Below are 24307 nucleotides of genomic sequence, written 5' to 3'. Positions count from 1 at the left end.
ACGCCTCACCGGCTCCGCACGATGCTGAGTTGGGGCTGCAAGATCATCCATGCACTCTTGCTAATGCTGGGCTTGTCTGGCGCCGTAACGCTCGGGATCGCAGGACTCAAAGAGCTGCAACCGGACGCGACCGGCACCCCCGTCACGGTGACGGAGTAGGCCGATGGGACCCGGTGATCGCGACTATATGCGCGCGGAGCCGACCGGGCGCACGGTGCGGCTCGCCACGGCGCCAGTGGACGCGATCGACGCAGTAACATCGCCGTCTGCAACCCTGCTGCAGGCGGGGCAGGAGCGCGGCTCCCAGTTTTCCGGTCCATCACGCCTCCGGCAGCGCCGAAGGCGCCTGTTGGGCCTCCTGTCGGCCCTCACGGGCCTGTTCACTCTCGCCTGGGCTGTCGGCTGCGCGATCGTCGGCGCTTCGCTCCAGACCGAAGGCGGCACCTTCACCACCCCGAAGCACGAAAGGACGTCCCGCCATGGGGATTAACTACCCGTTTCGCTTCCAGCGTGAACCCGAGCCGGCTCGAGCACGGCTAACCATCGCCTCGCCCGACACACTGCCAGCCGAAACGCTGCGGGCGGTGCGATTGGGCAACGGCGACCGGATCGTCGTGATCGGTGCCGGCGACACCTTCACCGCCATGGCGGACCAGACCCGCGACCTCATGATCGATCCAGCGCGGGGCAATTGGGACTTCTTCGCCGCTCACCCGAGCGACTACGCTCGTTCGTCCGCGGTCGAGGCGTTCATACCGATCGACCCACGTGACCGCGATGCAAGCTGGCTCTACGCGGGACGATACGTGCTCGCACGCGCCATCGAGCACGTCGGCCAGCAGCCAGGCGCCATGCTCTCGGGCGTCCGCGACCTCGTACGCGACCTTCCTCCCGACGCGCTCGCCGAGTTCGCCGGACACGGTACGATCTGTGGCCAAGGCGTGCGTTGGGCCGAGACGGTGCTCGCCGGCGTGAGAACGCCACTGCACCTGGTCGCAGACCACGATCCGCGTATGCCTAAGACTTCGATCGTTCGGTGGCTCGTCGGTCCTGCCTCGACCATCCTCTTCATCCACCGCGATCCCGACCGCGCCGACCACGAGCTGCAGGCCATCGTCGCATCGCTGCGCGACCATGCCATGCTCGGACGGATCGACGTCGAGATGGCCTTGGACGGCGCCCTACTCGACGTCGAAGGCGCCCCCCGATGAAAATCGAGGCTCACATCAACGAGCAGGCGCTCGAGCATGTCGATTTATTTCGGGAGGCAGCAGCGCTAATGCGCGGAGGTGTAGTCGATCTGAAACGATTGACTGGAACGTTGGCCTTCTATGGTGAGAATGGACCAGGCCCTTCGATCACGATTGCCGCGATAAGGCAAACGCTCGCTGACATCATTAAGGGTCAGGAGGAAGCCGCAGCGGAGTTCGACGGAGCCGCCGACCTTCTTGACGACCAAGTCACGCAGCAGATCGTCGACAGCTGTCATCAGGTCGAAGAACCGTCGCCCACCGTGATTGTTGTCAATCCGCAGCCTGAACCTGGCGCTCTTGAGGGGTTGATCGGGTTGCTGCTCGTCGCGGGCTGGATCGTTGCTCTCGTCCTGGGCACCTACCAGCTAAAGCAATGGCGCGAACGGGTCACTACCCCTTACGCCCACTTCGCGGAGAGCTACGATGGGGCTCGATGATCGCGCCTACATGCGCGAGCGCTATCGCAAGCGGCAGGGCCTGCCGCCCGAGCGTACGACATGGAACGACCGTAAAGCGCGACGTGAGCTCCAATCCAGCTCAATGTGGTTCGACAAGGGAAGAGGCGGACATCGTCTCCGGAGCGGCCGCTGGGGGTCTTCAAGAAAGGCGCGCGTCCTCGCCGGACTTGCCCTCGGAGGTCTTCTGATAGTGGCGGCTGCCACGCGTCTGAGCGCTCCGTTCTGGCTAGCCGAGCAGTTCACCGCGATCATCCTCGGGCAGAACCACGGCTTCCCCGCGTCCGGCACCGTCAGTGTACCCGCCAACATCGACATGAAGCGCGTCGTCGCCAAGCTGACCGTCCAGGGCGGCCTCGAGAACGCGATCGTCCAGATGATCGATGCAAAGACGGGTCGAAACGCCCTATCGCTCTATGTGCGCGCGCATGAGCGGGTAACGGTGCCCGCGCCCGTCGGCCGCTTTCACATGCGGCTCGTCCATGCACGCGAGTGGAGCGACGCCAAGACGCTCTTCGGAAAAGGCACGCTGCACGACGAGATCGACGGCGTGATGCGGTTCAGCCGCAAGGTCGGCCATGTCCTAGACCTTCGGCTTGGGCACGACAGCAACCTCGTCGTGCGACGCATCAACCTTCGGCCGGCGCCGCTCGCATGACGAAGCGACCCAAGATCACGCTCGCGGACCAGCAGCGGCCGTCAGAGCAGCACCGTTCACGCGCACCGTTCCCACCATGTCGCCAGCGCGCTCGCGCGTGGTTGCTGGCGACCCATGCGGCGAGGAGCAGATGAGCAACTGGAGTTTCGACGAAATGGGCGAGTTCGGGTCGGCAGCCGACGCGGACCGCTGGGCGAAGCGGCAAGGCCTCGCCCCACAAGACGTCCGGATCACCCGCAAGGGGGACGGCGTGGAGCTGGAGGTCCGACGCTCGGCCCTCGGCGATAGTGGCACCCGCCACGACGACCGGCGCGACGGACGTCGCAACGGCTTTTTCTGACAACCAACGAAGGGGTTACAACCGTGAAGACACGACATATCGCATCGATCGTCCTGGCGGGCCTGGCGTTCGCCTCACCTGCGGTCGCCAGCGCGGCGCCGGCCAGCCCGGTGCTGCTCGCAATGGCGAGCTTCGCCGGCGAGAGCGCCGGCAACGACGCCGAACGCCGCGCAGCGGAAAAGACGGCGCACTACCGCGCCCACGCCAATCACAAGGGCAACTGCAAGGACTGCGCTGACTGCGCCGATTGCGCGGACTGCGATGAAGCCGCCAAGAAGGTGAGCGCCAACGAGGAACGGGCCGGCATCTGCGACCCGACCAAGCATGCGAAGGCGGCGAAGGCCGGTGCCTAAGCGCGCCGCCCTCGCCATCGTGACGGCCGCGATCGCGGCCGTCACTCCTTCCACCCTGTTGGCGCAGAAGCTGGGGCAAGGCGGCACCGGCGTCGACGAGAAGACCGAGCTGCCCCGATGCGAGGTTCCTCTGGGCGTCGCCGCCTTGGTTGAGGAAAAGGCTGCGAGCCCGGCCGATAACCTCTCACCGCAGCTGCAGGCGCTGATGCGAATGGCTGAGATGCAGAATGGCGGTTCCACGGCCCGGGTCGATCCGCTGCCGCTCGTCAAGCTCATGATCGCCCGCTCAGGCTGCTTCCGCGTGGCGGATCGAGGGGAGGCCTTCAGCGCGCTCGAGCGCGAACGCGCTATCGCCGGCGGGGCCGCTGCCGCGCGGCCTGTCACCAAGGCGGATTACCTGCTGCAGGTCAACGTGGTCTATATTGACAGCAAGGCGCGCGAGAGTGGCGGCGGTGTCGGTGGCCTGTTCGGAGGCGCCGTCGGCCTCAAGTCCAAGACGATGGAGAGCCAGGTCCTGCTCACGCTCGTCGACGTCAACACCGGCATCCAGGAAGCGGTCGCCAGTGGCTCGGCACGCAAGAAGGACGTCGGTGTCGTGGGCGGAGGGCTGCTGCTCGGCCTCGGCGTCGGCGCTCTGGGCGGCACCTACGCCTCGACCGACATCGGCAAGATCACCAGCCTCGCGATGGTCGATGCCTTCCGCAAGCTGATGACCGATGCCAAGCCACGGCTCGAAGCGAAGCTGGTCCCGGCGAAACCGCCGGCGCTGGTTCCACCCGCAGCCGCGCCGATCCCGGCGCAGACAGTCCAGCCGCTACCAACGCAGGCTCAGACGGGAACGCCAAAACAATGATCCGAAAGCGATCGACACGATCCGCTGAGATCGCGTTGGCGGACGAGGTGATGCGCGATCCTGACTACGAGGGGCTACCGGACCGCGTCCGGTCAGCCCTCAAGAAGCATGTGCGCGGTCTCCGGGGCGAGAAGGAGACCGCGTTCATGCTCGATCGCGAGTTCGGGCCGGAGAACGACCGACATGTTCTGATCCACAATCTGCGCCTGCCTGACGGCCAGGGCGGGTTCGCCCAGTTCGATCACATCCTGCTGTCTCGCTTCTCGCGAACCGCCGCGATCTTCGAGTCCAAGAATTATGCGGGCACCATCTCGAAGAACGCACATGGCGAGTGGATGGTCTGGTATCGGGGGCAGCAACGACCTCAGAACATCCCCAGTCCGGTCGCTCAGGTACGGCGCCAGAGAGACATCCTCGCCGCGTGGCTGAAGCGTAAGGGCCACACCAAGGCGTTCGAGCGCATCGGCGTGTTCGTATCCGTGCCAGCTACAAACAACATTGACCGCTCAAAGGTCGGCAACGACGAACCGATTTACAAATGCGACAACCTCGTCGCGGGATGGATGCCGTTTGGGGGAACGAGCCCCTTGTCGCGTCTTTTCTCGACAGGCGTAAGCGGCCTGCAGATGCTGGCGATCGCCGACCAGCTGATCGCAGACCATGTCGAGGAAGAAGACATCTACGTGCGGCTCGGGATCCATCCTGGGCCTGACGGAATGACGGTCGAGCCGGACACCAGCCAAGCTGACGACCCGGAGCCAGAGCCGATCGTCGACGCGCCTGAAGAGCCTGCGCCAGAGCCAATGGTCGCGATCGGCCAACCCGCGACACCGCCACCCGAGCCGGTGATCGCTGATGCGGTGCCCCCCTCGCCGAAACCTCGAAAGGCAGGAGCGCAGATCGAGGTCTGCGCCGGCATCATGGAACGCACGCTGCCAGACGGTCGCATCGCGTTCCGAGCGGCGAAGGACGATCACATCGGCCGGGAGGCGCTAACCGCGCTTTGCAAGGGCAGGGCGGTGTGGAACCCGATGTTCGCGAACTGGGTGTGCCCGCCGGAGATCGCGACCGAGATCCGCGCCGCCCTCCCGAACGCTGTGCAGTTGGCGCAGCTGCCATGAACATGATCAGCCTGCCCCGGCCGACCTGCCCGTACTGCGATGCGACGATGCGACGCTGGCCGCTCGGGCAGGCGGTCCTAGCCTGCGATACATGCAGACGGCCGATCGTGCGCTACCTGGCTCAGCCTAGCTCGCGCATCTTTCGCCTCCGGCCTGTCTACACCGTGATCTACGCTGCCGCGTTCGTTGTCCTCCTGATCACGTTGGCCATGGTCGCCTTCAACCCCGTCGAGACGCGACACATCATCCCGGCGATCGCCATTCCGATCGCCATGTTCGGGGCCTGCGACATCGCGGACGGTTGGTTGTCGTGGCGGACGTCGATCGATCGGGGCTGGCGAACGCTACGCCGTGGAAAGGCGGCGCGGGCGATCGGCCTAGCGCGCGGCCTCTTCGGCCTCGCCGGCGTAGCCGTCGCGATCATTGGGCTGCTCGCTTACGACGAGATGGCAGGAAGCCCGCGTCCGAGGACGACATCTCCGAAGATCGCGGCAGGGCGCTTGTGATCCCCTTCTGCCTCATCCTTGGCGATAGCACCGGCGTCGGCACCGCGGGGGCGCTCGCGCGCGAAGGTGTCCGATGCGAGATCCACGCGCACGTCGGCGCACGCTCGAGCGGTGTGCTGGAGGAATGGCAGGGCCGCATTACCCCCGCCGTCGCCCTGATCGCGTTGGGCTCGAACGATGTCGGAGATCCACGCCTGGAACGCCGATTGGTCGCCTTGCGCGCGATAACCCGGGCGCCACGCGTGACGTGGCTCGCACCCTACAACCGCACTGCAGCCCTGATCGTGACGAAGGTGGCGCATCGCTTCGGGGACAAGGTCATCCCACTCGCCCAGCTACCCACACGAGATGGGGTGCATCCAACCAGCTACCGGCCGATCGCAGGTCTGCTCGGATGGAAACTTCTTTCCGAAATCCGGAAGGATGTTTCCGCCGAACCTCCGGGAGCATGGCCGCCAGAGGCCTCCAGTGTTCCTGTCAGACGGGCAGTCGTCCTGCAGATGCAGTAGCGAGGGATAGACCGCGCGGCGCTGCGGTCGGGCTCAATCCGCCTTTTCGCTGGCAGCGGCTTTGCGGCGACCACGCTTAGGCGCGGGCTGCTCCGCCTCCGCAGGCGCCGGTGCAGCCGGCGCGTCCTTCGGCTTCCGGCCGAGACCGATCTTCTTGGCCATCGACCGGCGCGCCTCGCTGTATTCGGGTGCGACCATCGGGTAGTCGGCCTTGAGACCGTATCGCTGACGATACTGATTCGGGGTCAGGCCATGACCGGACAGGTGCCGCCGCAGCGACTTATAAGGCTTGCCATCGATCAGGCTGATGATGGCGTCGGGTCGGGCAAGAGACTTCCTGACGGAAACCGCAGGCGTGAACACCTCCGCCGGCTCTGTCGGCTCGCTGGCCGGGCTTTCGAGCGCGGTCACCGCCTCGTGCATCGACTGGAGGAACGCAGGCACCTGGCTCTGGTCGGCCCGCGTGTTCGGGTTGGACAGCCAGGCGATCGTCAGCTCGGTCGCGAGCTCGACGACGTTGTTCTGATCGCTCATTCGATCCTCGTCCAATCCAGTTAAGCGGAGCTACCCCGGTAGCGTCGAAGCCCGGTTATACCGAACATCGACGGTGCTTCCAGCGGCAACGGTCCAACGGATGATCAGGTCCGGAACAGTAGACGGCCGATGCGCTGGCTTCGCTAGTAACCGCCGATCACAGTCGCAAAAAGCTTCGTTAGTATGCAAGGCTAACAGTATGGGCTCGACACTAGATCCTATACAACGGCGCTAGATACCTCGACCTCGCCGTGCGGAGTTCAAACGATGGACAACATATTCTTTGTATCGCTGGTCGTTGTCACCTTCAGTTTAGGGGCTTGGTCCGCTGGGATATACCGGCAAGAACCGGCGATGATCACCGGCGGGATCGGTATTATTGGAATGCTGGTGTCTGCTCGCCTGACTCGAACGGGCAAATTTGTAGACGGTCGTGTCCGCGGAAGGGCCGAGACATGGACAGGGTGCTCGCTGGGGCCATTCTCCTGATCGTAGGCGGATCAGTTGGATGGTGGTTGGGCGCCTTCTGGAAAGAGCCGGCTATGGTGTTCATGGCGTGCGGCACCATGATCCTGATCAAGTGCATGTTGGCATAGCAGCCCTGCACGCGCCTCAGCGTGCCACGATCGAGGCACAAACATCCACCACAACAGCGCCATGAGCTTCCGAGCGGATGAAGGCCGGTGGACAGCGGCATCGCCGGCTATCATGATGCAGCGCTGATAGGAGAAGCCTGCATGGGCGAGGGCGCGACGTTTATCCGGCGTGAGGGTGTGAAGCAGGAGTGCATCGCGCTTCAGATGGAAGGCGACGACGAGGCGCGCTTGCTTCTCTACGCTCAGGGCTTGGTCAATCAGGCGATCGCGGACCTCCTTGAGGATCCTGAGCAAATGCGGAAACTGGTCGAGATCGCGCGATTTAGGCCGACGCTCCGTTTGGTTCATAACAGTGAGCCCGAAGCAGGATAGGTTTTGGCGGCCTAATCGGTAATCCTTTCCGGATACTCTGCCAGCGATGAAGCTATCGGCTTGTCTCTGAATGACTGCCATAGCTCGTGCCGATGCTAAGCGAGGAAACTAAATCAGAATGTCTTTCCCGCTCTCTCCTCAGTCAATCGATGCCGTTGCGGAGGTAATCAGTGGCGGGGCTGGTAATAGCGCGATGCCTCCAATTGGCATTTACCGCTCCGGCCCGCGAATTGAGAAGTTTATGAGGACTTGTAACGTCGAGTTCCAGCTTACTGGCTCGCGCGTCCCAAGCCTGGTCGACTGCTTAATCGGACTCAACCGTGCTGACAGCTTTGAGGCATTGGTGCGTGTCATCGAGGCTGCAGCCGATCCACGGGACTTCATAGCAGAGCCAGAACGACTGTCGACTGTTCTTGATTACCTCAATGGAGCTCTCGCCTTCGATGGTTTTGAGCTGCAGCGCCAAGGCTTGGCAGTGCGCCTTGTGGCGGTCGGCCAGGCCAGCCCGGTTCTTGAAAGGCTGGGCGGTGTAGTCGACACAATCAGTTTCGATACAGTGCGCCGTGATATCGATCGTGCTCTCGTAAGTGTGAACCAAGATCCGGAAGATGCTGTAACAGCAGCGTGCGCAGCAGTCGAAAGCGTGTGCCGATCGATCCTGATTGAACTTGGAGAAAGCCTACCCGCAAAAAAGGATATTCAAGGGCTCTACAATGCTGTGAAAAAGCCACTAGCCTTAGATGCTGGTCGAGCTGATATAGACAGTCAGATCGAGTCCGACGTTCGCATGATACTTGGCGGACTGTCCACAGTCGTTAGCGGTATTGGTGCGCTACGCACCCATGCTGGTGATGCACATGGGCGCGAGCGCGGTTTTGTGCGGATCGATGCGCGTATCGCCAGCTTGGCGCTTCATTCAGCTAGCACAGTCTCTCTTTTCTTGATCGAGACCTGGCAGCGTAAATTTCCGGACCGGGCTCTTCATCTGCATTGACCTATGCCGCCGCGTGCAGCCTTAACAAGCCTGATCTGAGGATATTCTGATGGCGCTAAGTGCAAACGTGAAAGGCCATCTATCGTGGCTTGCTGCTCGCGCTGTTAAGCTGGCTGGATTTCTCGTTGTGCCAGAGCTCTACTTTCTTGGTAGAAGCTATCATGCTGAGCTTCTTGCCCGTCTCCGTCTTGATGTCGGCCTTTACCCAAAGAACATCGAGGTCTTCATCTATGATGGGGCAGGTGTAGCCGGCGCGGAATGGTCGACAGGGATCGTAAGTGGCTTTGGCTTCATCGCCGGACTTCTGGTCATCCCCTTTGTTGTTGCTGACGTGACCCCCGTTTCTTCATCCACCTGGAACTAGAGACCGGCCCTCTAAGGGACGGACGGAATGAAGCGGCAGCAGTTTTCGGAAGAGCAGATCATCGGCATCCTGAAGGAGGCCGAGGCAGGTGCGGTGGTGACGGAGCTGTGCCGCAAGCACGGCATGTCGAGCGCCACCTACTATGCGTGGAAGGCGAAGTTTGGCGGTCTGGAGGTGTCCGACGCGAAGCGTCTGCGGTCGCTCGAGGAAGAGAACGCACGGCTCAAGCGCCTGCTCGCCGACACGATGCTCGACAACGCCGGTCTGAAGGACCTGCTGTCAAAAAAATGGTAGCGCCCGCCGCGAAGCGGCAAGCAGTCGCGCATCTCCAGGCGACGCTGGGGATGAGCGAGCGGCGGGCGTGTGCTGTCGTCGGAGCTGATCGCACGAGCATGCGATATCGCTCGTGCCGAGCGGATGATGGCGACCTGCGGTCGAGGTTATGTGAGCTGGCGCAGCAGCGCCGGCGGTTCGGCTATCGACGTCTACACATCCTGCTTCGCCGTGACGGTATCACGATCAACCGCAAGAAGACCCAGCGGCTCTACCGTGAGGAGGGTTTGACGGTCAGGCGCCGGAAGGGACGAAGGCGCGCCGTTGGTGCGCGGGCACCTGCACCGGTGCTGGCGCTTCCCAACCAGCGCTGGAGCCTGGACTTCGTCCACGACCAGCTCGTCACCGGCCGACGGTTCCGCGTGCTCAACATCGTCGACGACGTGACGCGCGAATGCCTCCGGGCGGTGGTGGACACGTCGATCTCGGGTAGGCGGGTCGTGCGCGAGCTGGCCGATCTGATCGCCGAACGGGGCTCACCGAAGATGATCGTGAGCGACAACGTCCTATGTCTGGAAGCAGCGGCGGGTTTTGGCCAGCAGATATCCATGCGCCGACAACCATCGGCGCGGCATGCAATCTGAGCCAGATGGCTTCCACCGTCAACGGGATCGCTCCCTGCCATAGCAAACACAGGATCCAGCGGCGCCGGGGCGGCCGTGGTCCTCACCATCCTTAAAACGAGATACGCACCCAGGTGGAAGGCCCGAACATTATCTACAGGGTCGCTCGACGAGCGCCCTCACGGCACTTGCAGAGAGGGGTCCTTCCACCTGGCATCCGACCGTTCGAGGAACGGCCGGTACTCTGTCCCCGTCTTGACGACGGCGTGAGCCACGCGCGCCATCTTGGCGGTGAGCGCCGTCATCGCCTTGCGGCGACGGTCGGCATCGTCCGCGTGCCCGGCGGTGTACCGTCCGAGCTTGTCACGGAAACTGTTGTCGCGCTGACGCGCGGCGACCTGGGCAGCCATCCAGAAGGTGCGGCGCAGACGCGCGTTGCCGTACTTGGACAGCTTGGTGCGGCCACGAAACGTGCCTGACTGGCACGTTGCGAGATCGAGGCCGCAGAACTTCAGGAACTGTCGATGATGGTTGAAGCGACGCAAATCACCGGCCTCGGCCAGAATGGTCAGCGCGTTAATCGGACCAATGCCCGGAATGTTGCGCAGCAGCTTATAATCAACATGCTCGGCCAGCCTGTCATGGGCAAGCCGCTCTATCTCGTCACGCTGGTGGATGAGGCTGCGTCCCTGCGCGATGACCATGCGGAACATGGTAATTGCTGCCGAATCCTCCGGGACCGGCAGAGCCACCGAAGCGCAGGCCGTTTCGTATATGTCATTGACAAGACGGGCCTTGGAAACCTTGCGGCCGATGAGAGGCCAGGCAGCTGCCGAGAATGCCCCAGCGTCGAGCGCGGTGATGCTGGCAGGAGTGGGGAACCGCTCGATGAGCGCGAGAAACCAGTCGGACCGGCTGTTGCCTGCGAAGCGGGCGATCTCGGGGAAGTACAGCGGCAGGTAGTGGGTCAGGATGCGGTGCCAGGTCTGCGTCTTCATCCTAGAGATCGTTTCGTGGGTCTTCGAGAGTTCCTGCAGGTCATTGATGCCCGCGGCGAGAGGATCGACGTAGCGCTGCGTCGCACCGATCCGCAGCATGTGCAGGATGACCTGCGCGTCCTTGGGGTCGTTCTTGTCCCAGCCATTGTGCAGCGCCTCGCGCGTTCTGGCGAGCGCGACCGACGAGATGAGGCGCAGCTCGAACCCTGCCGTCAGCAGCCGATGTGCCAGCGTGCGATGGTAATTACCCGTCGCCTCGAACCCGACAATGATAGGGCGCCCGATGGCAGCGAGTTTTTCGGCGAAGCCGTCATAGTCCTGCCTGGTTGCCATGACGGTCATCCGCCGGCGCCGGCCGCCTTCCGGTCGCTCGATGAGAACCTCCTGCCGGCTCTTGGACATATCGATAGCTACCAGCACGGCGCCGGCAGGCGTAGAGGTGAGCTTGGTCATGGTCGGTCAGCCTCCAAAGTGTTGTCTCGACAACCTCACTTTAGATACCTGCTGACCGGTCATGGCTTGCCCTGATGAAGCCTGCGGCCGCTACGCGGCCTTGTCTTCATCAGGGCCATAGCGGCTCCCAAACCAGCGCTTCCCAATGTGCTACGGAACTGAGCTCACCTCGAATGCGGTGCTCGCCTGGTCCGGCGACGTGGGCGTCGAGTGGCATTACATTGCCCCTGGCAAGCCGACCCAGAACGGGTTCGTCGAAAGCTTCAACGGTCGCATGCGCGACGAGCTGCTCAACGAGACGCTGTTCTTTACCATCGGCCAGGCCCGCTCGATCCTCGCGCGCTGGGTCGACGACTACAACACCGAGCGGCCGCACTCGTCGCTCGGCTACGCTACCCCGGTCGCATTCGCTGCCGGGCTTGAACAGCAACGGGCGGGGTTAACCCCGCCCGTTGCTTCACCCGCGCTCATGCGCGACAACACCGGTCGGTCTCTGGTTGCCGCTGGATGAAAGACTGGGGTCACGTCATTGCGGGTGTTGCTACGGCATTCTGGAGTCCAGGAGAGCGGGGGACCGCGGTCGCACAGTCTAAGTCCCTTTTTACAAAAATAAAAGACAAGCTTGGATGGCTTGCCTATTTAGCAGTTGGCATTTTTATTCCGCTGTCGTTGCTGCTGAGTGCGAAGGCGGCAATAATTCTACTCACACCTGGCTTGAAGCAGGCCGAGATCTTCGCAGACAAAGCGAACGTAGCGGCAGCCCAATGCGGTCGCGCGCAACAAGATTCTCGCTGCGTTCGTATCTTTATAACGCCGGAGCGATATCGGCAGGGTATTATCGTAGCCACAACGGAGGCGCGGATCGCGCTGGCGATCGGGGGCGGGGCCGTAAGAACGATAAAGGTTGACGATATCATTGGCGTCTCCCCAGTGCCCGCACCAAAATACCTGGGAAAGTCCGCCGAGCAACTCGCAAAAGAACGGTACATCCAGCGGTGTGGAAAGCCATCTTCCAAGACTTCAGACGTAATGCTGGGAGTTCCGCGTCTCGTCGACGCATGCGTACAGGCAGCAAAGCGGCGAGCGTCACGCGTACGTGCTCCAGCAAGCCCGAGTGCGGCACCCTTACTGCGCGAAGCAGAGGGACAAAGGTAGCGGCAAAGGATATTCGATTCAGCGCTTGAGAGACCGTTGGTCGCTATTTGATGCGCCAGGCCTATATACCCACTGACATGAGTTGCGATGGGTAAGGAGCAACTAGGTCAGTCAATTCGGACCAAGGCGCCTCCAACCAAGCTTTGTAGTGCTCATCATGCAATATAACCGGCATCGCTTTCGGATGGATCGGCGCCACAATTGCGTTCGGTTCCGTGGTGAGGAAACCGTAGGCGTTGCCGCGCTCAGTCGGTCGCCAGATGCCGGCGAAGGCGAAGATCGGGCGGCTTGGTACATCAAACCAGTGCAACGGCTTCTTGCCGTCCTCCCCCGGCGCGAGCCCGTACTCGGAGAATGACGTTACAGGCACGAGGCAGCGCCGAGCAGGCGTGGTCAACATCGATCGCCAGAAGCTGGAGCTAAGATTGCGCACGTTGGTCACGTACTTGGTCAGCTTCACCGCTGGATCGCGCTTGCTGGGCACTTGCGTCGGGACGCCCCACTCCATGCGCTCGAGCCGGCGATCGTCGCCGTCCTTCACGATCACCGCGCCATAGAAGGGCGTTTTCTTCCCCGTTGGGAAGATGTCGCCAGCCGGGAAGGTCTCGTCCGGCTCGTAGGGCGGGCGGATGCCGAAGGTCGCCATCACCTCGGCCTGCTTGGCCGTGAGCCGATACCGATTGCACATCCGCGCCTCCTGTCGGCGCCGGCGAGTCAACTCGCCGGCGCACATGCCTCAGAGCTTGTCCTTCAGGCCCTTGGCAGCCGTGAACGCGACCTTTTTCGACGCGGCGATCGTCATGCTCTCGCCGGTCGACGGGTTGCGGCCCTCGCGCTCCGGGCGGTCTTTGACGGTGAACTTGCCGAAGCCATTAATCGAGACCTCTTCGCCCTTCGCGGCCGCGGCCGCAATCTGGTCGAACACCGCGTTGATCGTCTTCTTAGCATCGGCCTCGCTCGTACCCGTCGCAGCTGCGACGCCCTTGGCCAGCTCACCAACGTTCATGCTAGTCATACTCCCTCTGAAAGCGTGGGGACCTTACCGATGGCGAGCGACGACACAACGACTGTGCTGGACGAGGCGAGCACCAGCGCCGTCAAACTGATGCTGTCGAAGCTCGACGATCACGACGTCAGCGTCGTTTTCGAGACGGTCGGAGGCGTCGGTCCGATCGGCGACCTGGCCGCGGAGGCGATGAAGGATCGTAACATCGATCTGTAATCGCCAGCTTATCCGCAGAGGCAGGGGAGGAACCGGGCGCCACGACGGAGGGTCAGGATGGTAGATCGACGTAAGCGGCCGCAGGGCGGAGCCGAGGTCCTCGTCTTCCTTGATCGTCACCGCCTTGCTCACACCCCAGACCACTATGCCTTCGCCCACGAGTATCTGAACGGCGAGGACACGCAGCTGCGGGAACGCGTCGACGGTGCGATCGACGGCGGTCTGCGCCTGACCGAAGAGCAGGTGCTGCAGCTACGGCCTGCCGCGCCCGCGAACGTGGCGCCCGAGCTCGATCACATCACTCTGCGGGTCATGGACGTCGTCGGAGATGCGATGACGATCACGACCGATCTCAGCCGCGAACTGGTCACCGCGTCCGCGGCGCTGCTGGATGAACCAGGAGCGACGGTCGGCCCGCTGCTCGCGACCATGCTCCGCCGGGCAGAGAGCGCAGAGGCAAGTTTCGCGCAGGCTGCGGCCCGCGCGCGCCAGATCCGAGCCGAGCTGGCGGCTCTGCAGGCAGCAGGGCAGCACGACCCACTGACGGGCCTGACAAACAAGAAGGGCTTCGAGGACCGCCTTGCCGACAACCTACGAGATCCAGTCTGCGTCGCCCTCGTCGATGTCGATGGCCTTCGCGGCATCAACGAGAGCCACTCGCCAGCAGTCGGTGACCGCCTTCTGAAGGTGGTGGCGCGCGCGCTCGCCGATCATTGCCGCAGCCACCTCGTTAGCCGCTGGGAGGGCGGCACCTTTGCGCTGCTCATCGAGGGAATGGACCTGAGCGCCGCTGGCGAGATGGTTACCGAGGCATGCGAGGCGATCGGAGCACGCGAGATGAAGGTGCGCGAGAGCGATGAGCCACTTGGCCGCATCTCGCTCTCTGCCGGCGTTGCAGCGAGCCGCAGCCGTCCGCCGCAAGAGCTGGTGGAAGCAGCCCAGGCGCAACTCCGGCGAGCCAAGCAGCCCGGTGCCGGTCCGGTCGCGATCGAGAGCAGGATGGTCGGGGTATCTGCGACGAGCTGACGCGGGACAGCCGGAAATCGGGTTGACGGATGGAGCCCCTTAACGGAACATAAAGGGAACAAGTAGAGTCTAGTCCCTTATGTCCGCCGCCCTTGATTCCCTGCCGACCAGCATAGCGCATCTGCGGACGATCGCTACGCCTGCCGCTGACTATCGCGTCATGCCCTTCGGCGTGGACGCGCTCGACAGTCAGCTCGGGGCAGGGGGCTTGCGCACTGGCGCGCTGCACGAGGCGACGTCGCGAAGCCCCGCGCTGGTCGACGATGCGGCCACGACGCTCTTCCTCGCCGGCATCGCCGCGCGCGAGGCGGCAGGGGCGGGCGGCCCGGTGCTATGGGCCAGCTGCAGGGCGGACCTCTACGCTCCGGCGCTCGAGCAAGCGGGCCTGCCTTCCGCCAACGTCATCTACGCGCAGCCGCGCGACGATGCCGCGCTGTTGGCCGTAGTCGAGGATGCGGTGCGAGACGGCACGCCCGCTGCGATCGTGGCGGAGGCGAGCAAGGTCTCGATGGTGGCAACGCGGCGCCTGCAGCTGGTTGCGGCTGACGCCGACGTGCCGGTGCTGCTGCTGCGCCGCGCGCGCGGCCTCAACCAGGACGTGTTCGCCGAGCCGTCCGCCGCTTGGACGCGCTGGCGGATCGGCGCCGCGCCGTCCGAGCGGTTGGGTGTCGCGGGTGTGGGAAGAGCGAGATGGGCGGTGGAGTGCGTCCGACAGCGTGGGGGTGAGGGCTTCTCCCTGATTGTGGAGGGCAGCGATGAGACGGGTCGTCTCGCTGTTCCTGCCGAGCTTGGCCGTGGAGCGGCTGAGACGGCTGGAACGGTCCGCTTCGCGGCAGCCTGAAAGGCCTGTCCTTGAGCTGCCGGTAGACGACGACCCCGGCGCCTGTTCGGTGCCGCGGGGCGGAGGATGGCGACCAGGTGCGCGGTGGGCGCGGGAAGGCATGCCGTCGCGCGGCGACGTCGAGGCGCAGATCGCCGCACTGCCGACCCACGCGCAGCCACCTATGCGCGAGCTCGGCCGGCGCTCGGAAACAGCTAGCCACCCCTACAAGGCGGCGACGCCGGCACCGCGCATCAGCGTGCCGGCGGCCAAGCCGCTCGAGCACGCGCCGCTCGCGCTGATTGGCAAGGTCGGCCGACGCGAGGAGGTGGTCGCTGCCTGTGACGGTGCGCGCGCGCTCGGCGTGCATCCCGGCATGGCGGCGACCCACGCGCGCGCGCTCGTTTCCGACCTCGACTTCCGCCCTGCCGAGCCGGAGGCCGATGCGGCACTGCTCGACCGCCTTGCGCTCCTCGCCGTGCGCCGCTGGTCGCCGATCGCCGCGGTTACCCCAAGCGATGGTCTATGGATCGATCTTGCAGGCTGCGAGCACCTGCATGGCGGCGAGGAGCGCTTCTGCCGGCGTCTGATCGCCTTCTGCAAGCGGGCAGGCTTCACGGCACGTGTAGCGGTCGCAGACACACCGGGCGCGGCGCACGCGCTCGCGCGCTACGGCCGCGGCGACCTCATCCGCGCCGAACCGGGTGCAACCGCCAGCGCACTCGCGCCGCTGCCAATCGTGGCGCTGCGGCTTGCTCCGAGCGCGCTCAGCGCCGCGCGGCGCTTCGGCTTCGAGACCGTCGCGGACCTCCTGCCGGTCGCGCGAGGGCCGCTCGCGCGCCGTCTCGGCCTGCCGGCGATCACGCGGCTCGACCAGGCGCTGGGAGCGGTCGCGGAGCCGATCACCCCGCGTGAAGACGCCGAGGTGCCGCTCGTCGAGCGCCGGCTGCTCGAGCCGATCGGCACGGCCGAGGCAATCGAGCAGGTCATGGGCGACCTGCTGCGCGATCTCGCCGGCGTGCTGCAGGAGCGCGGGCTCGGCGCGCGCGCGCTGCGGCTCACCGGCCTGCGCGTCGACGGCACCGAGCAGGTTGTCGCCGTCGGCACGTCTCGGCCAACGCGCGAGGTGCCGCACCTGCTGCGGCTGCTGAAGCTCAAGATCGAGCGGATCGACCCGGGCATGGGGCTCGAACAGTTCTGGCTCGTCGCCCCGTACACCGAGCCGCTCGATGCGGTCGACCTCGGCGCGGTGCTCGCCGGCGAGACGTTGGTGCGCGATCCCGCCCGCCTCGTCGACGTCATCGCCGGCAGGATTGGCCCACGCGCCGTCTTTCGTGTCGCCCCCGTCGAGAGCCATGTGCCGGAGCGAGCCGTCGCCCGCTCCGACCCGAACGAAACGCCTGGACCCTGGCCAAAGTGGCCGCGGCCGATCCGGCTGTTTGCACGGCCGGAGCCGCTCGCGCGCGTCATGGCGCTGATGCCCGACCAGCCACCGCGCCGCTTCGAGTGGCGCGGCAAGACGTACAAGATTGTCGCCGGCGACGGGCCTGAGCGTGTCCATGGCGAGTGGTGGCGCCGTGATGCCGAGGTGTGGGCGGTACGCGACTATTACCGCGTCGAGGACCAGGAGGGCGGGCGCTACTGGGTGTTCCGCCGCGGCGACGGCTTCGAGGAGGATACCGGCGACCTCAGCTGGTGGATGCACGGGGTCTTCGGATGACCCACTATGTCGAGCTGCAGGTGCTCACGCACTTCTCGCTGCTGCGCGGTGCGTCCAGCCCTGAGGAGCTGTTCGCGGCCGCGGCGCTGCTCGGCTATCCCGCGATCGGGGTCAGCGACATCGGCACGGTCGGGGGCGTCGTGCGCGCCTGGGAAGCGCAGAAGGCCACCGGCGTGCGCTCGATCGCGGGCACGCGCGTGGATCTCTCGTGCGGCCGTCGCCTGCTGCTCTACCCAACCGATCGTCCCGCCTGGTCGCGGATCACGCGTCTGCTCACCGTCGGCAAGAAGCGGGCGGGGAAGGGCGCATGCCTGCTCCACTGGCACGACCTCGAGCCATGGTCCGAGGGCGTCATCGCCATCCTGCTGCCGCATGAGGCAGACGAGGAGAACCTGGCGGCGCTGAAGGACCTAAAGGCAGTCTATGGGCGTCGCGGCTACATGGCGCTCTATCAGCGGCGCCGGCCGGGCGACGCGGTCCGCATAGACGCGCTCGCGCGGCAAGCAGGCGGCGCCGGCGTGCGCGCCGTGGTCACCGGCGACGTGCTCTACCATGCGCCCGAGGCGCGGCTGCTGCAGGACGTCGTCACGGCGGTGCGGGAGAAATGTACCGTCGACGAGCTCGGCTACCGCCGCGAGGTGAACGCCGACCGCGCGCTGAAATCGCCGGACGAGATGGTCCGACGGTTCCGGGCCTACCCCGACGCGCTGCAGGCGAGCGTCGACATCGCCAAGCTCTGCACCTTCGACCTGGGCGAGCTGGCGTACCAATACCCGCACGAGCGTCTGATTGAGGGGCTGACCGCGCAGGAGGCGTTGCAGAAGCTGGCGACCGAGGCGGTCGAGCGCATGTTCGACGGCAACGTGCCGGAGGCCTACACCACGCAGATCGCGCATGAGATGCGGCTGATTGGCGAGCTCGGCTACGCACCCTACTTCCTCACCGTCTACGCGATTGTGCGCGAGGCGCGCCGACGCGGGATCCTCTGCCAGGGCCGCGGCTCGGCCGCGAACAGCTGCGTGTGCTTCGTGCTCGGCGTCACCTCGATCGACCCGATCAAGCACGAGCTGCTCTTCGAGCGCTTCGTGTCGGGCGAGCGCCGCGAGCCGCCCGACATCGACGTCGACTTCGAGCATGAGCGCCGCGAGGAGATCATCCAGTGGATCTACGAGACCTACGGACGTGACCGCGCCGCGTTGACCGCGGTGGTGACCCGCTACCGCGCGCGCGGCGCGGTGCGCGACGTCGGCAAGGCGCTTGGGCTCCCTGAGGACCTGACTTCCTCGCTGGCAGGACTCGTCTGGGGCTGGTCGGCCGAGGGCGTCGGCGAGAAGCAGGTCGAGGAGCTGAACCTCGACATTGCCGATCGTCGACTGCGCCTGACGCTCGACCTCGCGCGCAAGCTCATCGGCGTGCCGCGGCACATGTCGCAGCACCCGGGCGGCTTCGTGCTGACGCACGACCGTCTCGACGACCTGGTGCCCATCGAACCGGCGGCGATGGAAGACCGCCAGATCATCGAGTGGGACAAGGACGACATCGACTCGCTCAAGTTCATGAAGGTCGACGTCCTCGGATTGGGCATGCTTGGCTGCATGAACCGCGCCTTCAATCTGCTCGAGCAGGACAAGGGCATCCGCGTCGGGCTGGCCGACCTGCAGGACGACGATCCCGACGTCTACGCCATGATCCAGAAGGCCGACACGCTCGGCACCTTTCAGATCGAGAGCCGCGCGCAGATGAGCATGCTGCCGCGCATGAAGCCGCGGCGCTTCTACGATCTCGTCATCCAGGTCGCGATTGTGCGGCCGGGTCCGATCCAGGGCGACATGGTCCACCCGTACCTGCGCCGACGCGAGGGTCTCGAGCGGCCGGAGTACCCGCGCCCGGAGCTGCGCGCGGTGCTCGAGAAGACGCTCGGCGTGCCGCTCTTCCAGGAGCAGGCCATGAAGGTCGCGATTGTCGGGGCCGGCTTCACACCCGCCGAGGCGGATAAGCTGCGTCGCGCCATGGCCACCTTCAAATTCACCGGAGGGGTCAGCCACTTCAGCGAAAAGCTGATCGAGGGCATGGTTGCGCGCGGCTACCCGCGCGAGTTCGCCGAGCGCACCTTCCGCCAGCTCGAGGGCTTCGGCTCCTACGGCTTCCCCGAGAGCCACGCCGCCAGCTTCGCCAAGATCTCCTACGCGAGCAGCTGGATGAAGCACCATCATCCCGACGTGTTCTGCGCCGCATTGATGAACGCGCAGCCAATGGGCTTCTACGCGCCCGCGCAGATCGTCCGCGACGCGCGCGAACACGGGGTCGAGGTTCGTCCACCCTGCGTCAACGCGAGCCGCTGGGACTGCACGCTAGAGCCGACGCGCGGACGCTACCTGGCCGTGCGGCTCGGCCTCAGGCAGATCCGCGGCCTGTCGAACGCGGATGGTGCCAAGATCGTCGCGGCGCGCAGCACCACCGCCTACGAGAGCGTCGAGGACGTGTGGCGCCGCTCCGGCGCGCAGCGCGCCGCGATCGAGAAGCTCGCAGATGGCGATGCCTTCCACAGCTTCGGCGCCGATCGCCGGCAGGGCCTCTGGAAGGTGAGGGGGCTCGGCAAGGCGCCGTTGCCGCTGTTCGCCGCGGCTGATCGCGCGGCCGAGACGCAGAGTGCGGAGGGGATCGAGCCCGAGGTGCAGCTCCGCTCGCTCACCGACGGCCGAGAGGTGATCGAGGATTACCGCAACCTGCAGCTGTCGCTCCGCGCGCATCCGCTGTCGTTCGTGCGCGACGAGCTGACCCGTCGCGGCGTGACGCGCTGCGCGGATCTCGCCAGCGTGCGCGACGGTCGCCACGTCGAGGTCGCCGGCATCATCCTGGTCCGTCAGAAGCCCGGATCGGCGAAGGGTGTGCTGTTCATCACGATCGAGGACGAAACCGGCATCGCCAACGGCATCCTCTGGCCCGACCGCTTTGAGGCGCAGCGCCGCACCGTGATGTCGGCTTCCATGGTCGGTCTGAAGGGCCGAGTGCAGAAGGAAGGCGAGGTCATCCACGTCATCTGCGACCGCATCGTCGATCATGGCGACCTGCTTCACCGCGTCGGCGACATGTCGTTCCCGCATCGCACCGGCCGCGGCGACGCCGCCCAGCACCCCGGCTCGCCCGACCGCGGTGACAAGGAGTGGAGCCCGGAGCCGCGCAACTGCTACTGGCCGCCCCACGCCGATGGCATGGATCCTGAGGACGTCGTGCGCTTCAAATCGCACGACTTCCACTGATCCGTGGTCCCGCTGCCGCGGCACCAGCGCGTCGTTATCGCTCTTTCGGTGCACATCCTACGATCAACGCTGACGCAATGCTCCGAACGACGCGTGGACGGCGTAGAGGTCCGACTCGCCTTGCGCTGTCTTCTCCCGCATTGCCCAGAACGCTGGCCGTTAGAGTTGTTCTGGGACGCTGCTCAGCAAGATAACGAGATCGGCAGATCCCAGGGAGTTACCGCTGCTTTTAACGGTATCGTGCGTCAGCTAAGGAAGGCCGGGCGGTACGAGGAAGTGCCGCCGACATGAGGACATTCCGTCGCAATTGGCTTCACCTTGCCTCGCTGTCGGTAAGCTCAACGGCCCGATCCCAGACAATTTTCTGAAGATAGGATGTTACAAGTAGTTGCACGATGACCGTCGCCCCTGAGAGTATGGAGAGCCATTTCGACTGCTCCCATGCTACTCTAATTGCTGGAAGTCCGACGCTCTCGATAACGAATAGTAACAGTATTGCGGTGAAGAGGCGAACCGCTTCGCGAGCCGTCAATACCTTGGACTTGACGTAACGTTTAAGTGCTGCGCCTGCAGGAATCGACGTCAGCGCTGCCCCGTAGAGGAAAGCAAAAGATAGAACGGTCACCAGCCAAAGGGGCTGCTGCCCCACCACGAAGAACCAATTGTAAGGCGCGACGCCTAAGCTCGTGACAATAAAAACCGACAGGCTGAACGGGCTATCAAGCGCGTGTGGCTCGGGCGCTGAGGCTCGCTGTTCTGGTTCGTCGCTCATACCCGCGACAACGGCGCCGTTCCCGATGCGTTCCGAAGGCAGCGCTTGCATCTGCAATATGAGGCCCTAAGATCGCACCGCGCGCCGAGTAGAGAGTGCCCTGCCTGACAGCGATGCGGTCGCCAGGCTTTGATTGGATGGGGCAGGCAGAGTCGGCCAGGTTTAGGACGGGTTGAGCCCGTATCTCAGAAAAGCCGGCGGCCTTGCCGCCATCTCTGTTCATCGCTTGCGCTTTGTCCCGCCCGTCCCGAGTCTCTTTGGCTGGGTAAGGAGAAGAGCAAAAGCTCAGCCTACTAGGTGCCTGCATGTTTGGATTAGGAATACTGAAGAGTATCGCCCTCTCCCTCGGTCACGGCGGAAGCAGCTTCAGGAACGAGCATGTTGCCATTCGAGCTGCGGTACGTGTCGTCGAGAAGTGTTTTTCCAGTCTGATGGAGAGACCGCAGGACTGCTCGCTCTACGCTGCGCAGGTTGTCGCCTACAAAGATGCGGACCGGGCCGCTCGACTACTGGTTGAGGATGCGACCGATATACCATACGCGTACAGGCTATTGGTCTTCCGGGAGCTCAATGAGTTCTGGTGTTGCGCGTTTGAGCAAGGCTCGAAGAGGGTACGGCCTCGAGTGGACCTAAGTGAGCGTCTGCAAACGCTTTACCAGAGCAGGTTAGCGTGTTTGTATACAGTTGCCCGTTACCTGCTCCATTGGAGCGTCCACGCCGCGCGCGGAACGTTCTATCCTCTTCACCTACCGGCCATCTAGCATCTGATAGTTATGGCGGTCAGGGCGGGTGCGGAGGGCGTCCCTTGGAAGGCTCTCACGCCCGCCTTGCGCCGCAGCAGGCGCGAGTATCAGAGAAAGCCAGCTCCGGCGTGGTTCCGGAACATGTCCGCGCTTCGCACATACTCAGACAGGATCTGCACCGTCTTGTGGCGAGAAACCTCCTGCATCTTGAAAATAGTCGCGCCTCGGGCCGCGCTCTCCGTCAGGAAACCAGCGCGGAGCGAGTGACCGCCGAACTGTCGTTCGTCGAGCCCGGCCTTGCGGGCTGCCGCCTGGACCAGGCGCGCGACCGCCCGATCGCTCATTGGATCGTCTGTCATCGTATCTTGCCGGGTGAGGCGCCGAAACAGAGGACCGTCGCTGTGCCCAGCGGCTGCCATCCAGTCGAGGAGCCGCGCCTTGGGCCGCAGACGATTGCCCTCGGGCACAGCAACCTCGACACCTTCCTGCTCCTGATCGGTTTTCGAGCGCGCGATGGTGATCCGCAGGCCCTCGGCCACGATCGCGATGTCGTCGACGGTGAGCGCGACAAGCTCGGAGCGACGTAACGCAGCCGCCATCCCAATCGCGAGCACGGCGCGGTCGCGGACGGCGCGGAGCCCGTCGCCCGGAAACGCCGCGAGCATTGCCTCGAGAACATTGGCATCCGCGGCGGCCTTGCGCTTCTTCTTTGATCCCTTGGACGCCCGGATGCCCGCTAGCGTCTCGCGCAGCTTGCCGGCGCCGGGCTGGGCGGTGGGCGCGACGAAGTTGTCGGCGCGATGGAAGTGCCCGATTGCCGCCACCCGTCGCTCGATGGTCGCCGGCGACTTGCCGGCATCGGCTTCCGCCGCGACGAACCGACGCACCACCTCGGCCGTGGTAGGTAGCGCGCTTTCACCACGGGCCTCACACCAGGCGGTGAAGATGACCCAATCCGCCATGTACGCGCGCTGGGTGTTGTCGGCGCGTGCCGCACGCGCATAGGCATCGGCGCGCTCGGTCTCGAGGTCGACGATGCCGGGCAGCATCGGCGCTGGCCGCACAACGAGGTCGGCCGACGTCGCGACGACGAGCGAGTGCGAGGTCGGCAGCGGCTCGGGGTCGGTCGGGTCGTGCAAGGTCGGGGCCAGCCTCGGAAACAAGTTGCCGGTTTTCGGAAACTCCTTTCCCCTTTTTTGTAGGTTTTCTCAAAACAGTGGACGAAAGTTGTAGGGGTGGAGGCGCCTCGAAACGGTGGACATTGCCTGAAACAGTGGCTGATCCGGCGGCTTAGTTGCCGCCCGCGTTTAGAAACATGGGGAAGAAGCTCTTCTGACGTTTGAGCTTCAGCACGTCGCCGACGCCGATCGCATTCGCGCTACGCCGCTCGCCGCCGCCTGGCGTGATCACCTGAATATCAGGGTTCTCGATGATCGCTTGATGCACGTCGTCGGTATGCGCGGGCGTCGCATTGTAGATCCCCTCGTAGAAGTCTCCGACCTCGATGACATCGCCTGACTCCGAGATAAGGCGCGGGATATCGGCAAGCAGCTGGTTGCGGGCCCCCTCGCGCCCGGAAAGATCGAACAGGTACAGCGCACCGCCATCGTGGCTTGGATCGTAAGACAACATGTTGAGTCCAGACCGACCGAAATGCGCCTGCGTCGTACTATTCTGGTGCAGCACGTTGTTATAAACCTGACGTGCGCGATAGATGTTCGCGAAGTGGATCAGCCAGTAGCGCCAACCTCCCGGATTATTGATCGAGAAGGGACTCACAAAAGGCGCGCAGGTCCGAAAGGTCTCGAAGACGAGCCGCTCCGCAGCGCCGAGCCACAGGCTCTTACTCATCGCCCCTTCGAGCTGCTCGAGGTCGCTTGGCTCGATGCCAAACGGGCGGAGCTGGGTAGCGAGCTGCACCGGGTCCGACTTCTGCAGGAACGAGAGTAGCGCCTCGATCGCGAACGTATAGAAGATCTCGACCGATGGATTGGAGCGCATGACGTCGAGGATCGTGGTGCGCTCGACATGGCTGTGGCCGCATTGGTCGAGGTTGAAGATCAGGTTGCGGTAGCGGCCCTGCGCAAGAAGCTTCTTGATCGCGGGGTAAGCGTCTTCAAAGCTTTCGGTCAGATACTCGACCCGAAGATGAAGCCGAGGCACGTTGTCGGCGATCTCGGCCTGGAGCGGCGCGACGTTGCCGCGCAGGCTGTCGATTGTGGATCGGCGTGGAAAAGGGACCCCGGTAGCGGGGTGATCGGCGTCGAAAAGGGACCCCTCATCCCGTTGGTCTAGGCTGTTCGCTTGGCGGTGTGTCAGGCGGCGAGATCGGGG

24 protein-coding genes and 3 pseudogenes are annotated in these 24307 nt (G+C 64.5%); 20 read left to right on the top strand and 7 right to left on the bottom strand.

The window, feature by feature from the left end:
• Nucleotides 1-163 precede the first annotated feature (163 nt).
• The 10 genes from ASF14_RS10255 to ASF14_RS10210 all read left to right on the top strand — a co-directional run bounded on the left by ASF14_RS10255 (nucleotide 164) and on the right by ASF14_RS10210 (nucleotide 6048).
• A complete protein-coding gene (locus ASF14_RS10255) occupies nucleotides 164-490 on the top strand; it encodes a hypothetical protein (RefSeq protein ID WP_035386219.1) in 327 nt (108 codons plus the stop codon).
• The gene (locus tag ASF14_RS10250) at nucleotides 480-1211 is read left to right on the top strand and encodes a type IV secretion system DNA-binding domain-containing protein (protein WP_201780568.1); all 732 of its coding nucleotides are present in this window, start codon (nucleotides 480-482) and stop codon (nucleotides 1209-1211) included. The genes ASF14_RS10255 and ASF14_RS10250 overlap by 11 nt, the downstream gene beginning before the upstream one ends.
• The gene (locus ASF14_RS10245; protein ID WP_056434686.1) at nucleotides 1208-1690 is read left to right on the top strand and encodes a hypothetical protein; all 483 of its coding nucleotides are present in this window, start codon (nucleotides 1208-1210) and stop codon (nucleotides 1688-1690) included. The genes ASF14_RS10250 and ASF14_RS10245 overlap by 4 nt, the downstream gene beginning before the upstream one ends.
• On the top strand, nucleotides 1677-2366 hold the full coding sequence (locus tag ASF14_RS10240; protein ID WP_056434684.1) for a hypothetical protein: 690 nt from the start codon (nucleotides 1677-1679) through the stop codon (nucleotides 2364-2366). The genes ASF14_RS10245 and ASF14_RS10240 overlap by 14 nt, the downstream gene beginning before the upstream one ends.
• 130 nt (nucleotides 2367-2496) lie before the next feature.
• Nucleotides 2497-2706 carry a hypothetical protein gene (locus ASF14_RS10235; RefSeq protein ID WP_056434712.1) on the top strand — a complete coding sequence of 70 codons (210 nt, stop codon included), beginning with the start codon at nucleotides 2497-2499 and terminating at the stop codon, nucleotides 2704-2706.
• Between the two features lie 23 nt (nucleotides 2707-2729).
• Entirely contained in the window at nucleotides 2730-3059 is a 330-nt protein-coding gene (locus ASF14_RS10230; RefSeq protein ID WP_056434682.1) for a hypothetical protein, read from the top strand.
• Nucleotides 3052-3912 (top strand): CsgG/HfaB family protein, encoded by an 861-nt coding sequence (locus ASF14_RS10225; protein ID WP_236697014.1) that lies wholly within the window; start codon nucleotides 3052-3054, stop codon nucleotides 3910-3912. Before ASF14_RS10230 ends, ASF14_RS10225 begins: the two co-directional genes overlap by 8 nt.
• A complete protein-coding gene (locus tag ASF14_RS10220) occupies nucleotides 3909-5033 on the top strand; it encodes an NERD domain-containing protein (protein WP_056434678.1) in 1125 nt (374 codons plus the stop codon). Before ASF14_RS10225 ends, ASF14_RS10220 begins: the two co-directional genes overlap by 4 nt.
• The gene (locus ASF14_RS10215) at nucleotides 5030-5539 is read left to right on the top strand and encodes a hypothetical protein (protein WP_056434676.1); all 510 of its coding nucleotides are present in this window, start codon (nucleotides 5030-5032) and stop codon (nucleotides 5537-5539) included. The genes ASF14_RS10220 and ASF14_RS10215 overlap by 4 nt, the downstream gene beginning before the upstream one ends.
• A complete protein-coding gene (locus ASF14_RS10210; protein ID WP_056434674.1) occupies nucleotides 5536-6048 on the top strand; it encodes a hypothetical protein in 513 nt (170 codons plus the stop codon). The genes ASF14_RS10215 and ASF14_RS10210 overlap by 4 nt, the downstream gene beginning before the upstream one ends.
• A gap of 33 nt (nucleotides 6049-6081) precedes the next feature.
• Here ASF14_RS10210 and ASF14_RS10205 read toward each other — a convergent pair whose 3' ends face one another.
• Nucleotides 6082-6582, bottom strand: coding sequence for a MucR family transcriptional regulator (locus ASF14_RS10205; protein WP_056434672.1), 501 nt, complete (start codon nucleotides 6580-6582; stop codon nucleotides 6082-6084).
• Between the two features lie 683 nt (nucleotides 6583-7265).
• Here ASF14_RS10205 and ASF14_RS10200 point away from each other — a divergent pair.
• From ASF14_RS10200 to ASF14_RS10185, 4 genes and pseudogenes are all read left to right on the top strand, one after another.
• Complete coding sequence (locus tag ASF14_RS10200; RefSeq protein WP_156361128.1) at nucleotides 7266-7550, top strand: hypothetical protein; 285 nt, start codon at nucleotides 7266-7268, stop codon at nucleotides 7548-7550.
• Nucleotides 7551-7668: 118 nt separating this feature from the next.
• Entirely contained in the window at nucleotides 7669-8544 is an 876-nt protein-coding gene (locus tag ASF14_RS20805) for an abortive infection family protein (RefSeq protein ID WP_082442175.1), read from the top strand.
• 49 nt (nucleotides 8545-8593) lie between these two features.
• Nucleotides 8594-8908 carry a hypothetical protein gene (locus ASF14_RS21465; RefSeq protein WP_156361127.1) on the top strand — a complete coding sequence of 105 codons (315 nt, stop codon included), beginning with the start codon at nucleotides 8594-8596 and terminating at the stop codon, nucleotides 8906-8908.
• A gap of 27 nt (nucleotides 8909-8935) precedes the next feature.
• Nucleotides 8936-9744, top strand: a pseudogene (locus ASF14_RS10185) (IS3 family transposase); the annotation flags it as partial.
• Nucleotides 9745-9958: 214 nt separating this feature from the next.
• On the opposite strand, the pseudogene ASF14_RS10180 reads toward ASF14_RS10185, so the two are convergent.
• A pseudogene (locus ASF14_RS10180) lies at nucleotides 9959-11255 on the bottom strand (IS110 family transposase).
• Nucleotides 11256-11409: 154 nt separating this feature from the next.
• Here ASF14_RS10180 and ASF14_RS10175 point away from each other — a divergent pair.
• Nucleotides 11410-11766: pseudogene (locus tag ASF14_RS10175) on the top strand (integrase core domain-containing protein); the annotation flags it as partial.
• 705 nt (nucleotides 11767-12471) lie between these two features.
• Here the strand turns inward: ASF14_RS10175 and ASF14_RS10170 are convergent.
• Both ASF14_RS10170 and ASF14_RS10165 read right to left on the bottom strand, forming a co-directional pair.
• Complete coding sequence (locus ASF14_RS10170) at nucleotides 12472-13098, bottom strand: SOS response-associated peptidase (RefSeq protein ID WP_082442178.1); 627 nt, start codon at nucleotides 13096-13098, stop codon at nucleotides 12472-12474.
• A gap of 48 nt (nucleotides 13099-13146) precedes the next feature.
• The gene (locus tag ASF14_RS10165; protein ID WP_056434657.1) at nucleotides 13147-13416 is read right to left on the bottom strand and encodes an HU family DNA-binding protein; all 270 of its coding nucleotides are present in this window, start codon (nucleotides 13414-13416) and stop codon (nucleotides 13147-13149) included.
• A gap of 39 nt (nucleotides 13417-13455) precedes the next feature.
• Between ASF14_RS10165 and ASF14_RS21460 the strand changes: the two genes are divergently transcribed.
• From ASF14_RS21460 to ASF14_RS10145, 5 genes are all read left to right on the top strand, one after another.
• On the top strand, nucleotides 13456-13632 hold the full coding sequence (locus tag ASF14_RS21460; protein WP_156361125.1) for a hypothetical protein: 177 nt from the start codon (nucleotides 13456-13458) through the stop codon (nucleotides 13630-13632).
• 57 nt (nucleotides 13633-13689) lie between these two features.
• A complete protein-coding gene (locus ASF14_RS10160) occupies nucleotides 13690-14658 on the top strand; it encodes a GGDEF domain-containing protein (RefSeq protein ID WP_056434654.1) in 969 nt (322 codons plus the stop codon).
• 79 nt (nucleotides 14659-14737) lie between these two features.
• Entirely contained in the window at nucleotides 14738-15499 is a 762-nt protein-coding gene (locus ASF14_RS10155; RefSeq protein ID WP_201780567.1) for an ImuA family protein, read from the top strand.
• Between the two features lie 100 nt (nucleotides 15500-15599).
• Complete coding sequence (locus ASF14_RS10150) at nucleotides 15600-17198, top strand: DNA polymerase Y family protein (protein ID WP_236697013.1); 1599 nt, start codon at nucleotides 15600-15602, stop codon at nucleotides 17196-17198.
• Nucleotides 17195-20458 carry an error-prone DNA polymerase gene (locus tag ASF14_RS10145; protein WP_056434651.1) on the top strand — a complete coding sequence of 1088 codons (3264 nt, stop codon included), beginning with the start codon at nucleotides 17195-17197 and terminating at the stop codon, nucleotides 20456-20458. The genes ASF14_RS10150 and ASF14_RS10145 overlap by 4 nt, the downstream gene beginning before the upstream one ends.
• A 313-nt stretch (nucleotides 20459-20771) precedes the next feature.
• Here ASF14_RS10145 and ASF14_RS10140 read toward each other — a convergent pair whose 3' ends face one another.
• The 3 genes from ASF14_RS10140 to tcmP form a co-directional block, all read right to left on the bottom strand.
• Entirely contained in the window at nucleotides 20772-21281 is a 510-nt protein-coding gene (locus ASF14_RS10140; protein WP_056434648.1) for a hypothetical protein, read from the bottom strand.
• A 799-nt stretch (nucleotides 21282-22080) separates the two neighbouring features.
• Nucleotides 22081-23112, bottom strand: a complete 1032-nt coding sequence (locus ASF14_RS10130) for a site-specific integrase (RefSeq protein WP_236697012.1) — start codon at nucleotides 23110-23112, stop codon at nucleotides 22081-22083.
• Between the two features lie 151 nt (nucleotides 23113-23263).
• Nucleotides 23264-24307: three-Cys-motif partner protein TcmP (gene tcmP / locus ASF14_RS10125; RefSeq protein WP_156361123.1), on the bottom strand; the 1044-nt coding region annotated here is incomplete at its 5' end.

It is taken from the genome of Sphingomonas sp. Leaf257, assembly GCF_001422185.1.
Taxonomy (GTDB): domain Bacteria; phylum Pseudomonadota; class Alphaproteobacteria; order Sphingomonadales; family Sphingomonadaceae; genus Sphingomonas; species Sphingomonas yabuuchiae.
The sequence above is the reverse complement of the archived record's forward strand: the minus strand, read 5'-3'. Positions and strand labels throughout refer to the sequence as shown.

Bases quoted from the DNA above. Each gene is read 5' to 3' on its own strand.
- ASF14_RS10255 (WP_035386219.1), top strand. From the start codon at position 164: ATGGGACCCGGTGATCGCGACTATATGCGCGCGGAGCCGACCGGGCGC.
- ASF14_RS10250 (WP_201780568.1), top strand. From the start codon at position 480: ATGGGGATTAACTACCCGTTTCGCTTCCAGCGTGAACCCGAGCCGGCT.
- ASF14_RS10245 (WP_056434686.1), top strand. From the start codon at position 1,208: ATGAAAATCGAGGCTCACATCAACGAGCAGGCGCTCGAGCATGTCGAT.
- ASF14_RS10240 (WP_056434684.1), top strand. From the start codon at position 1,677: ATGGGGCTCGATGATCGCGCCTACATGCGCGAGCGCTATCGCAAGCGG.
- ASF14_RS10235 (WP_056434712.1), top strand. From the start codon at position 2,497: ATGAGCAACTGGAGTTTCGACGAAATGGGCGAGTTCGGGTCGGCAGCC.
- ASF14_RS10220 (WP_056434678.1), top strand. From the start codon at position 3,909: ATGATCCGAAAGCGATCGACACGATCCGCTGAGATCGCGTTGGCGGAC.
- ASF14_RS10215 (WP_056434676.1), top strand. From the start codon at position 5,030: ATGAACATGATCAGCCTGCCCCGGCCGACCTGCCCGTACTGCGATGCG.
- ASF14_RS10205 (WP_056434672.1), bottom strand. From the start codon at position 6,582: ATGAGCGATCAGAACAACGTCGTCGAGCTCGCGACCGAGCTGACGATC.
- ASF14_RS20805 (WP_082442175.1), top strand. From the start codon at position 7,669: ATGTCTTTCCCGCTCTCTCCTCAGTCAATCGATGCCGTTGCGGAGGTA.
- ASF14_RS21465 (WP_156361127.1), top strand. From the start codon at position 8,594: ATGGCGCTAAGTGCAAACGTGAAAGGCCATCTATCGTGGCTTGCTGCT.
- ASF14_RS10170 (WP_082442178.1), bottom strand. From the start codon at position 13,098: ATGTGCAATCGGTATCGGCTCACGGCCAAGCAGGCCGAGGTGATGGCG.
- ASF14_RS10165 (WP_056434657.1), bottom strand. From the start codon at position 13,416: ATGAACGTTGGTGAGCTGGCCAAGGGCGTCGCAGCTGCGACGGGTACG.
- ASF14_RS21460 (WP_156361125.1), top strand. From the start codon at position 13,456: ATGGCGAGCGACGACACAACGACTGTGCTGGACGAGGCGAGCACCAGC.
- ASF14_RS10160 (WP_056434654.1), top strand. From the start codon at position 13,690: ATGGTAGATCGACGTAAGCGGCCGCAGGGCGGAGCCGAGGTCCTCGTC.
- ASF14_RS10155 (WP_201780567.1), top strand. From the start codon at position 14,738: ATGTCCGCCGCCCTTGATTCCCTGCCGACCAGCATAGCGCATCTGCGG.
- ASF14_RS10150 (WP_236697013.1), top strand. From the start codon at position 15,600: ATGCCGTCGCGCGGCGACGTCGAGGCGCAGATCGCCGCACTGCCGACC.
- ASF14_RS10145 (WP_056434651.1), top strand. From the start codon at position 17,195: ATGACCCACTATGTCGAGCTGCAGGTGCTCACGCACTTCTCGCTGCTG.
- ASF14_RS10140 (WP_056434648.1), bottom strand. From the start codon at position 21,281: ATGCAAGCGCTGCCTTCGGAACGCATCGGGAACGGCGCCGTTGTCGCG.